Origin of the sequence: Thalassolituus sp. UBA2590 (assembly GCF_002339775.1) — a bacterium.
Lineage (GTDB): Bacteria > Pseudomonadota > Gammaproteobacteria > Pseudomonadales > Oceanobacteraceae > Thalassolituus.
On the sequence record NZ_DDKU01000141.1, the window covers coordinates 1 to 10,731 of the forward strand.

Annotated in this window: 11 protein-coding genes and 1 tRNA gene; 10 read left to right on the top strand and 2 right to left on the bottom strand. The window is 50.9% G+C overall.

Features of this window, described 5'->3' with window-relative positions; genetic code table 11:
- Positions 1-306: 306 nt before the first annotated feature.
- The 5 genes from B2067_RS12195 to brnA all read left to right on the top strand — a co-directional run bounded on the left by B2067_RS12195 (position 307) and on the right by brnA (position 3,508).
- On the top strand, positions 307-582 hold the full coding sequence (locus tag B2067_RS12195; RefSeq protein WP_301388634.1) for a YrhK family protein: 276 nt from the start codon (positions 307-309) through the stop codon (positions 580-582).
- Positions 583-690: 108 nt separating this feature from the next.
- The gene (locus B2067_RS12200; RefSeq protein ID WP_301388636.1) at positions 691-1,719 is read left to right on the top strand and encodes an NAD(P)H-dependent flavin oxidoreductase; all 1,029 of its coding nucleotides are present in this window, start codon (positions 691-693) and stop codon (positions 1,717-1,719) included.
- Between the two features lie 174 nt (positions 1,720-1,893).
- A complete protein-coding gene (locus B2067_RS12205; RefSeq protein WP_301388637.1) occupies positions 1,894-2,976 on the top strand; it encodes a PQQ-dependent sugar dehydrogenase in 1,083 nt (360 codons plus the stop codon).
- Positions 2,977-3,021: 45 nt separating this feature from the next.
- A complete protein-coding gene (locus B2067_RS12210; RefSeq protein ID WP_301388638.1) occupies positions 3,022-3,285 on the top strand; it encodes a BrnT family toxin in 264 nt (87 codons plus the stop codon).
- Positions 3,275-3,508 (top strand): type II toxin-antitoxin system BrnA family antitoxin, encoded by a 234-nt coding sequence (gene brnA, locus B2067_RS12215; protein WP_068442151.1) that lies wholly within the window; start codon positions 3,275-3,277, stop codon positions 3,506-3,508. The genes B2067_RS12210 and brnA overlap by 11 nt, the downstream gene beginning before the upstream one ends.
- A gap of 75 nt (positions 3,509-3,583) precedes the next feature.
- Here the strand turns inward: brnA and folD are convergent, their stop codons facing one another.
- Complete coding sequence (gene folD, locus B2067_RS12220) at positions 3,584-4,441, bottom strand: bifunctional methylenetetrahydrofolate dehydrogenase/methenyltetrahydrofolate cyclohydrolase FolD (protein WP_301180319.1); 858 nt, start codon at positions 4,439-4,441, stop codon at positions 3,584-3,586.
- A gap of 215 nt (positions 4,442-4,656) precedes the next feature.
- On the opposite strand from folD, the gene B2067_RS12225 reads away from it, so the two are divergent.
- Both B2067_RS12225 and B2067_RS12230 read left to right on the top strand, forming a co-directional pair.
- Positions 4,657-4,733 (top strand) — tRNA-Pro (locus tag B2067_RS12225).
- 497 nt (positions 4,734-5,230) lie between these two features.
- Positions 5,231-6,562, top strand: coding sequence for an IS4 family transposase (locus tag B2067_RS12230; protein WP_301388640.1), 1,332 nt, complete (start codon positions 5,231-5,233; stop codon positions 6,560-6,562).
- Between the two features lie 44 nt (positions 6,563-6,606).
- Here B2067_RS12230 and B2067_RS12235 read toward each other — a convergent pair whose 3' ends face one another.
- Positions 6,607-7,296 carry an FKBP-type peptidyl-prolyl cis-trans isomerase gene (locus B2067_RS12235; RefSeq protein ID WP_068440860.1) on the bottom strand — a complete coding sequence of 230 codons (690 nt, stop codon included), beginning with the start codon at positions 7,294-7,296 and terminating at the stop codon, positions 6,607-6,609.
- Between the two features lie 441 nt (positions 7,297-7,737).
- Between B2067_RS12235 and B2067_RS12240 the strand changes: the two genes are divergently transcribed.
- From B2067_RS12240 to B2067_RS12250, 3 genes are read left to right on the top strand one after another with little or no spacing between them, the layout of a single operon-like run.
- A complete protein-coding gene (locus B2067_RS12240; protein WP_301388641.1) occupies positions 7,738-8,565 on the top strand; it encodes a hypothetical protein in 828 nt (275 codons plus the stop codon).
- Between the two features lie 57 nt (positions 8,566-8,622).
- Positions 8,623-9,672, top strand: coding sequence for a YjgN family protein (locus B2067_RS12245; protein ID WP_068440854.1), 1,050 nt, complete (start codon positions 8,623-8,625; stop codon positions 9,670-9,672).
- Positions 9,673-9,698: 26 nt separating this feature from the next.
- Complete coding sequence (locus tag B2067_RS12250) at positions 9,699-10,667, top strand: M48 family metallopeptidase (protein WP_301388643.1); 969 nt, start codon at positions 9,699-9,701, stop codon at positions 10,665-10,667.
- The last annotated feature ends 64 nt before the right edge of the window (positions 10,668-10,731 follow it).

Genomic DNA, 10,731 nt, shown 5'->3' on the forward strand with positions numbered 1-10,731 from the left:
CCGTTTTATCGGGGCAAGATCACATTTCTTGCTTCGCTCCGTTTTGGGGTGGCTTCGCCACTTTACCCCAAAACTCCACTACACAAAAAATGCCCCATACAGCGGCGTTAGAGCTCCGAGTTACCCATGAAAACTAGACACCTAAGAATGAGATTGAAGATTACTAGTTTATTCCCAGCTTCTTTCGATTCTTCTTAAACTCTGCTTTCTGACCCTTCACCTGAACATCTCTCGCTGATTGCTGTCGACCCTCTACGGCACTATTTAACATGCCAGGTTTATCGATTGGTTAAACAGGAGGGTCACATGAAAAACTCTGAGTCTGAAGATCAGCTGACGTTGCGTATCGGTCAGGAAAGGTTGGTTATTCAGCGTAGATACGAAGTGATCAGTATCGCTAATGATTTTGTGATTGCTCTTTGGTTTTTGGTAGGCAGCATTCTGTTCCTGTTTCCTCAATTTGAGCATGCGGCGATCTGGTTGTTTATTCTCGGGAGTTTTCAGTTTTTGATTCGTCCGTCGATCCGGCTGGTCAGGCATATTCACCTCAGAAAAGAACCTCGGGACGGCTGGGATTGCTGAAGGTAGAGCGAATGCCGCCAAGTATATGGTTGAGTGTTCGGGTGAAAAGCAAAGACTCTCTGCTTAATAGTGTTTAGGATTGAGCTACTGTCATCAGGAGTGCTTTAAATGGACATCTGCGAAACTCTGGGTATTGATATACCGATTATTCAGGCCCCAATGGCGGGCGTTCAGAATTGGGAGCTAGCTCTCGCTGTTTCAGAAGCGGGCGGGCTGGGTTCTATCCCGTGCGGTATGTTGTCGGTCGACCAGATCGTGTCTGAGGTAGAGAGTTTTACCGCGCGCTCCACGAAACCTTACAACTTGAATTTCTTCTGTCATGAGATGCCGGGCGTTGATGAGTCTGCGCTAAGTGCCTGGAAGAAAACCTTGGCTACCTACTATGACGAGTTTGACGTGTCGCCACCAGAAGGTATGTCAGGCCTTCGTTTGCCGTTTGACGATAAAGTTGCGGATGCGCTTGAGAGCTTTAAGCCGCCTGTCGTCAGTTTTCATTTTGGTCTTCCGTCGCCTGAGTTGCTAGAACGAGTGAAATCCTGGGGCTCGGTCGTTCTCTCGACCGCAACAACGGTTGAAGAGGGGAGCTGGCTTCAGGCGAATGGCGCCGATGTTGTTATCGCTCAGGGAGTTGAGGCTGGCGGTCATCGTGGGATGTTTCTTACCGACGATGCCGACTCTCAGTTGCCCTTGGTAGAGTTGCTCTCGGGGCTCGTCGCTGAATTGTCTATCCCTGTGATTGCTGCCGGTGGCATTGCCTCTTCCGCTGATGTGAAGGCGCTTTTAGGGCAGGGTGCTGCAGCGGTTCAGGTTGGTACGTCTTATTTGCTTTGCAACGAAGCAAAGACCAGTGCTCTGCATCGTGCTGCGATTAAGGATGAAAGCTCGGTCACTGCACTGACGAATGTGTTCTCCGGGCGCCTCGCTCGCGGAATTAAAAACCGGGTGATGAATGACCTTGATTGTGTTTTTTCGGGAGTTCCTGAGTTTCCTTACGCTTCAGTGGCGTTAGGCCCATTGCGCACCGCGGCGGAGGGTGTCGGTCGCTCGGACTTTACGCCTTTGTGGTCAGGTATCGTGAGAAGCGGTTGTCGTGAAGTTTCTGCAAAAGAGATAACCCGCATGCTGTGGCCCGCCTGATTGGCTTGGGCTTAGTTGGGTTGGTGTGGGTTGGGCTGGCATGACTGAGGTTGTCACTACTGGCTCATAGGAAAGCTGCGAACCTATTTCGCACCTTGCTGTCGACATAGTGACCACATAATGCCGATATAGTGGCCATTAAACAGAAACTCTTAAGCAGGGCAATGATGGATTATGCGTCTCTTTAATTTCTTTCTTTTAGGTCTGTCTGTTCTCTTGGCAGGCTTTTCTTCTTTTGTATCCGCTGCGCCTTCGGTTCAGGTCGTCTACCGAGGGCTTGATAGTCCGTGGGGGATGGCTGAGATAGCGCCGGGTAAGCTGCTGATCTCTGAGAAGGAAGGTAACTTCGTTCTTATTGATGTGCAGTCTGGGGATGCACGCGACATCGCTGGCGCCCCTAAGGTCGTAGCGAATGGTCAGGGTGGTCTTCTCGATGTCGCTGTTCCGCGTGATTATAAAACCGGTGGTTGGATTTATTTTACCTACAGTGCGCCTGTTCAGGGTGAGGCTGCAACCGCTCTGGCGCGAGCAAAGTTAAATCTCAAAAGCGGTATGCTGACTGACCGTCAGACTCTGTTGGTGACTACCTCAGTATCGGACACGTCCCGCCATTTTGGCAGCCGTATTGCGTTTGATGACGAACATGTGTTTTTTACTGTCGGTGATCGCGGTGTCCGTGAAAATGGCCAGGATCTCAGAACACACGCTGGCACTGTGATCCGCTTGAAGCGCGATGGTTCTGTGCCTGAGGATAATCCTTTTATTGAGTCGGAGCAGGGGCTGGATGAAATCTGGTCGTATGGTCATCGCAATGCTCAAGGTATCACTTTTGATGCAGAGGGGCGTCTGTGGGTTATTGAGCACGGCCCGCGGGGTGGTGATGAACTGAACCTGATTGCTAAAGGCGAGAATTATGGCTGGCCTGTGGTTTCTCAGGGTAAGGAATACTGGGGGCCTTTTGATGTCGGCGTTAAGGAGAAGGATGGAATGCAGCCAGCGGCAAAAGTTTACGTGCCGTCGATTGCGCCGGGGAGCCTGATCTCAGTCAGAAGCGACAAGTATGGCTGGAAGGGCGATTTGTTGTCTGGGGCGCTCAAACTGACGCATCTGAACAGAATTGTTATGAAGGACGGTAAACCCGTCGATGAAGAACGCTACTTTGAAGAGCGTGGTCAGAGGCTGCGTGCGTTGCTTGAAGATAGCGAAGGTGTCATCTTTATTGCTACGGATGCGGGTGAGTTGTGGAGGCTTGACTAGCGCCCGGCGCTTGCGCTGTTTTTAAAAAAGGTATAATTTTTATACATGAATGGATTCGAATATGACCTGGCGAAAAGTGAGGCTAATCTCGCTAAGCACGGTATAGATTTTAATGCTGCGCAGGAACTCTGGGATGACCCAAATTTGATAGAGATTCCTGCATTGGTTGCAGATGAGCCGCGATACCTGATAGTTGCCCGTCTTGGGCATAAGCATTGGTCGGCGGTGATCACCTATCGAGGTGGTAACGTACGGATTATTTCGGTCAGACGTTCGCGTCGTTCAGAGGTGGCTTTGTATGAAAGCTAAACAGTTTGATGAAAAGTTTGACGCCGGCGAGGTGGATGTCACCGATAACCTGGACCTGGCCGCGCTAAAGCGCCCAAATCAGAGCCAGCGGCGTGTGAATGTCGATTTCCCAGTCTGGATGATTGAGTCTCTGGATAAGGAGGCTTCTCGCCTCGGCGTGACGCGCCAATCTATTATTAAGGTCTGGCTGGCTGAGCGTTTAGAAGGTGTTCATAATCGTTGAGGCGTGAGTTGATTTGTGGAGCTAAATAAAAAGGGCGCATGTGCGCCCTTTTTTGATGTGTAACTTCTATTGCGATTACTGGTCGTGCAGTTCTTCGCAAGCGAAGAGGGTGTTCTCAAGCAGCTTGGCGCGAGTCATTGGACCAACGCCGCCGGGAACAGGGGTGATGTGTGATGCGCGCTGTGCCGCTGCATCGAAATCAACGTCGCCAACCAGTTTGCCGCTGTCCAGGCGGTTGATGCCTACGTCGATGACGATGGCGCCGTCTTTCACCCATTCACCTTTAACGATGCCAGGCTTACCGACGGCTACAACGACGATGTCTGCCTGTCTTACGTGGCCTTCAAGGTCTTTTGTGAAGCGATGGCATGTAGTCACTGTGCAGCCCTTCAACAGAAGCTCAAGGCCCATAGGGCGACCGACAATGTTTGATGCGCCTACGATGACGGCGTGCATGCCGGTAATGTCCTGGCCGGTGCCATCAAGAAGATCAACCACGCCTGCAGGTGTGCATGGGCGCAGAAGTGGCATGCGCTGAGCCAGACGGCCAACGTTGAATGGGTGGAAACCATCGACGTCTTTGGTGGGATCAATACGCTCAAGAATCTCGTCAGATTTAAGACCTGCCGGTAGCGGCAGCTGAACCAGAATGCCATCGACGTCGTTGTCGTTGTTGAGTTGGTCGATAAGATCGAGCAATTCCTGCTGACTGGTTGTTGCCGGGAGGTCGAATGCTTTGCTGTTTATGCCTACCTGCTCGCAGTCTTTGCGCTTGTGCGATACGTAGACCTGAGATGCTGGGTCGGTACCAACCAGAATGACGGCGAGGCCGGGAGCACGCTTGCCTTGCTCAAGGCGTGCATCAACACGCTCTTTAATGGATTCGCGCATGGCTTTGGCGGTGGCGTTGCCGTCAATCAGTTGTGCGGTCATTGAGTATCAACCCTAACAGTAAGCTGTAAAGCGCGCGATTTTCTCATGCCCGGGCCGTAAAACAAAGGGGGCGGGGCGGACTTTCATCAGTCTGGTGAGAAATTAACCGAAGCATTTGTTTTTAAACATTTTTTTGAAAAACCCGTTGACGGGAATCTAAGCCATCTATAATATGCGCATCCACTTGAGGGGCACAGCCTTTTAAGTTGTTAGATCGGGGTATAGCGCAGTCTGGTAGCGCGCCTGGTTTGGGACCAGGATGTCGGGAGTTCGAATCTCTCTACCCCGACCATTCTCACACTTCGCCCGCAATGCCCTTCAAACAATACCTTTAATGCTGTATAAATCAGCTTCAACACTGGTTTTTGTTTAATTATTGCTTATGTCTTCTGTTGCTTCTGTTGTTCAGTACCCGCTGCCTTGTCCTGAGTGTAAAAATTACACATCACAGCCTGCTGAGAAATTACGGATAGATCGCAAATCCATATGTCGCGTCTGTGGAAATACGATTCGATTGACCGACCAACAACTTGAAAGTCTTGAGAGAACACTCTCCCACATGTCTGGCTGCGGACTCCGCGGCGGTCAACAAGACGAAGTATCTGAAGAGCTAGAAGAAGCCGTCGCTCAATAACCTGACGCATTCGGGCTTTCTGTTTTCTATACGCACACTCGATGAGCAGGCACAAAAAAGCCCTCCGAAGAGGTAATGCTGTTCACTTAAGCATTTGAAGCATCACGAGGCTTCTAAGAAAATCTGGTATCAGACTCCTGATGCCGGATTTTTTTATGCACTTTCAACAGTCCCTGCTCGACCTGAGCGATCTGTTCAACTTCTCTGATCTTTCAGCATTCACCCAAAATATCCCTGTTGAGTGGGTCGAGTCAGCTCTGCAACTCTCTGCACAAGCCAGTATTCGCCGTCGACGCCTGCCATCGGATCAGGTTCTTTGGCTGGTGCTTGGCATGGCTTTATTCCGCGACGAACCGATTCATGAGGTGGTTCGCCGGCTGAATATCTGCGCTCAAGGTCTCGCATCCAGCGATTTACTGGCGCGCAGTGGTATCAGCGAAGCGCGTCAGCGCCTAGGCGCCGAGCCTGTAGAATGGCTGTTCCGTAAAACAGGACATCACTGGGGACGTGAGCGTTATAACGGTGATGACTGGCATGGCTTGCAGGTTCTGGCCGTTGATGGGGCGCTGTTGCGTACGCCGGATTCGCCGGAGCTGCGTGAGCATTTTGGTTCAGGTAATACAGCCACCGAACGACAAACGCCATTTCCAATGTTACGCCTGGTGGCGTTAATGAATGTCCGCTCACATATCGTGATGGATGCACGCATAAGTCCGTATCGTCGCGGCGAAATTCCTCTGGCAGCAGACTTTGCCAACGGGATTCCCGACCACTCCATCACCTTATTCGACAAAGGCTTCTGGAGTGCGGATTTATTGCTGAGTCTGCAACAGGAGGGTCAGGAGCGACATTGGTTGATTCCAGCACGCAAGGGATTGGTCGCGGAAGAAATCCACCGTAATAACGCACATGATCGTGAGCTGCGCATGAAGGTGTCACCTCAGGCTCGTAAACGAAACCCAACACTGCCGGAGTTCTGGACCGTTCGTGAAGTAACTTATGAATCCAGGGGAAAGCTCAAAACGGTTTATACCTCACTGCCGTTTAAGCGATACCGTACAGACGCCGTCGCGAAGCTATATCAGGAGCGTTGGGAAATTGAACTAGGGTTCCGTGACATCAAAAGTTCAATGCAGGGAAATGCGATTACATTACGCAGCAAGAAAGTAGACCTGATTTATCAGGAAGTGTGGGGGATGTTGCTGACGTACAACATCATCCGGCGCGAGTCAGCCCAGGCTGCGGTGGCGTTTGGTTTAAGTCCATCGGATATGAGTTTTAAGCACGCCTGTAAATACATTGCCGTACAGCTGATCGTCATGGCGGATGCACAGCCGATATCGAGAACGGGGAAGCGTTTGTCGGAGCTTAGGTCAGGAGTTTCGGGGTTGGTGTTACGACGCCGTCCGAGGCGATCAACGCCCCGGACGGTGAAGATATCAAAAACCCGCTATCCGGTGGATAGAAATGCTGCTCCGCTTAAGTGAACAGCATTACTCCGAAGAGGGCCTTTTCTGCGAGGCTGTATGTATTACTTAACAATCTCGAGCAGTTCTACCTCAAACACCAGCGCTGAGTTCGCTGGAATTTTAGGGCTTGGGCTACGAGCACCGTAAGCCAGGTCTGCCGGGATGAACAGCTTCCACTTCTCACCTGGCTTCATCATCTGGAGTGCTTCGACCCAACCACGGATTACACCGTTTACCGGGAATTCGGCAGGCTGACCGCGCTGAACAGAGCTGTCAAAAACTTCTCCGTCGATCAGCGTACCGTGGTAGTGAACACGAACAGTATCGGTTGCTGCCGGTGACTCACCTTCTTCTACAGAAGTCAGAACTTCATATTGCAGGCCTGAATCAGTAACTTTTACTTCTTCACGTTCTGCGTTCTTCGCCAGGAATTCTTCGCTCGCCTGAGCTGCTTCATCATCCAGAGCTTTCTGCTTGCGCTCAGCATCTTCACGCAGTGACATGAATGCCGCCTGAATATCTTCGTCGCTGACCTGCTGTTCAGCTTTAGAAACAGAATCACGGATACCCGCAACCAATGCATCAAGATCAATGTCTGCACCTTCACGTTCGATCTGACGACCGATGTTCAGGCCTGCACCGTAACTCGCTTTCTGAGCGGTGGTCTCAAGTTTCACTTTTTCCTCCTGGCCGCAACCAGCCAATAACAGTGTCCCCAACGCAATCGCTGGAACCAGTTTATTCAATTTCATAGTATTTCCTGATGGCAGTTTAAGATCTCAGTACCCAAGCTTGGGTCAGCACACGAAATTCCCTCTCTCGGCACGCGCATCACATTCCCTTCGAATATTTTTGCATACCTGGATTTCCGCTGCCGATAGCGAACCCGTCATCTGACACCGGTAATTACGTTCTCTCAGCTCTCTGTCGGGCGTGTCCGCAAAAGGGCGTTCTACCAGATTGCATCCGGTTATAAACGTAATCACTAATATCAGCAGAGCTCGCAATTCAGACGTCCCCAATCATTGAAAACAGCCCGAAGAGTGTCATAGTCACTATTCTTTGTCCACAGGGCACTGAATGAGTTCAACGAGTCCCCTTTTTCATTCGTCGACGGTATACTGTAACCGCTTTTTACCCAGCTGAGCTCAGCAATACTCAGTTCGGGTCAGTATAATAAGTAAGGAATTAACATGCTCCGTCTCGCTGTATTGGTGCTTTGCGCTATTGTCATTTCTGCCTGTGGGCCATCCAAAGAAGAACTACGCCGTCAGCAACTGCTGGAAGCCCAGAGACTGGAAGAAGCGCGTCTTGAAGCCGAAAGACTCGCCGCTGAGCGAGACGCACGGGTTCAAGAGCGTCTGAACGACACCCGCGATGCCTGGTCCGGCGCTGAGTACCTCTCTGAATCCGACATCGATACATTATTCAGCGGCGACATTACTTCTGACCTCCGTGCCGGTAAAACTTACTATATCGAACTTGAACTTCAGGCAGCCAAATACAACTACGGCGAACGCAAACAAAGCTTTGTTATTGTAGGCATGCGGAACCTACCGAACAGCACTGTATACAGCCCACTCTTTCCAGATAAAAACGCTGCTTACCAACCGGGCCAGAAAGCCAAATCGGTTCTGGAATTCACCCTCAAAAATCAGCAAATTGAAAACCGTCTGGGTCAGATGGTTGAGCGTGAAGATGGCCAGCGCTGGGTTGCTGCGACGCTGAATTTCAAAGACTACGATGTGCTCGCCACCATGCAAAGCAGTTGGCGCTGGGAGCCGGGCCTGTTTGAAGACCTGAGTTGGTACATCAGCCCAGAAAAAGCTTACGAGCACACCAGTGAGCGTGCACTGACGATGCAGATTGGATTCCGTTTCTGTCCGCTTCAGCGCTGCCGCCTGGAACATGAATATCGTAAACATCCGATCAGTGCGATTCGCACAGATGTAATGAGTATTCTGGTTGGTAGCCGGGCTTCTGACCGGGTTCTGGCCGAATTCGTCCGCGAGGACAAATAAACCAAACCTGCACCATGGCTGAATGAACAGCCTGCAGATCACTACAAGGACGTAATTATGACGACGCCTGAAAGCTTCGCCAACGAGCGTAGCGCTGCTATTGAATTTACTGCCACACCATGGGGTTACACTAAGCTCTGGTTAGTAAATATGCTTCTTACCCTGGCCACGCTGGGTATTTATGGGGCATGGGCGAAAGTACGGAATAACCAATACCTCTACGGCCACACCAGCATCGAGGATAATCGCCTGCAATACCTGGCAACGCCTAAGCAGATTTTGCTGGGTCGCTTGTTAGCGTTGGGCGTATTTCTTATTTTTGTGGGCGTTTCCATGGTCGAACCCATAGCTGCAGGCATTATGTATCTTGCTCTGATCCCATTGAGCCCGTGGCTCATAGTTCAGGGCCTTAAATTTACCTACCGCAATACCGCTTACCGTAATGTTCGCTTTGATTTTAAAGGCGACTATATGGGGGCTCTGTATCACTTTATCGTTTTGCCATTAGTAGCTGCTGTCACCCTGTATCTTGCTCTACCTTGGGTCATCAAAAAAATTCATCAATTCATGTTTGGTAACTGCGAATACGGCGGTGAAAAACTGCAACTGAATACCAGCACAGGTCAGTATTACAAAGCGGCGCTGGTCGTTTTCCTGGTTTCTATTATTGCTTTCATCCTGATTGCATCATCCATGGCCGGAACACTTACGACCATTCAGGGTAGTGAAGCCCCGAACCCATTGTCGTTTTTACCTATCATTCTGGTCATGTATTTCTTCAGCTTTCTCGTCCAGTCTGTCTTCAATGCCATGATCCGCAACCACATTGCTGAAAGTCTCAAAGCAGATGAGCTTGTTCGCTTCGAGTCACGTATTACGGTTGCTGGTTATCTGGGTATTACTCTGCTTAACGCCGTCCTGATTCTTTTTACTCTCGGCCTTGCCTTCCCGGCTGCTAAAGTCATCAAGATGCGCTACATCGCGTCCAAAACGACCGTGTTTCTGACGCCGCGTATCGATCATATGGCCAATCAGGTTGAAGGCAAAGAAAGCGCCTTTGGTGAAGAAGCTGCCGGTATGTTCGATACTGACCTTTCCATCGTCTGATGCAAAGGATCACTGGCAAATACTGTATGGCAGGCCGCAGTGACACACGCCCTGCCATTCTTCTTCTCAGGGACGACGGCTCGCTCCGCGTCCTTGCGACCGACTTCGATTACGAGCTGACCTCGACAACACTGAAAGAATGCAGACAAGGGGATGTCCTCCCCGGTATTCCAGTTGAGCTGCACTTTGACAGTGGTGACTACTTTATTCCCGAAGACCCGTACCAGAGATGGACGCCGCGCAGCGGCTTTCTGGCTTACCTCGAAAGTCATATGGTGATGGTTCTGGCCGCCGCATTGATGGTTCCTCTTTGCTTCTGGCTTGTGTTTACTCAGGTTATTCCTGCCGGTGCAAAGGCTACGGCGCCCTTAGTGCCGCAAGAAGTACTGAATCGGGTTGGTCGCTCATCAATGAAGACGCTCGACTATTCTCTGGAACCTTCGAGGCTGGCCCAGTATGAGCAGGCTTCGATCATAAAAGACTGGAATAAAGCCGCAGAAAAAGCGGGGTTGGATAATGACTATCGAATCCTTTTCCGCAGCGCCATCGCTCCCAATGCTTTCGCACTGCCCGATGGCACCATCGTGGTATTTGATGAGCTGGTTAATATTCTCAGTCGCGACGAACTGATAGCTGTGCTATTTCATGAGGCAGGCCATGTAGACCGCCGGCACGGCGCACAAATGATGGTTCAGGCCAGTGCCGGTGCCATTGTTTATGGGCTCTTGCTTGGAGACCTTGAAGGCTTATCAGAAGTCGTACTGGGTACCGGAATTTCGCTCGGCGAAAATGCCTTCAGCCGGACGATGGAAACCGATGCAGATGACTTCGCCGTCGAGCACCTGAAAGCAGCAGGCATGTCACCAGACCTTCTGGCCAGTGCACTTAATTCACTGCCCGGCAGCCAGCGCGAAACCAATAGCTGGCGAGAATACCTGAGCACACACCCGGAACGGAAAACACGCACAGAGCGTATCGAAAGTGCGTCGGATTAATCACCGACGGGCCATGCGCACAAAAAAGCCGGGCTTAGCCCCCACTGCTGTCCCACAGTTTTGG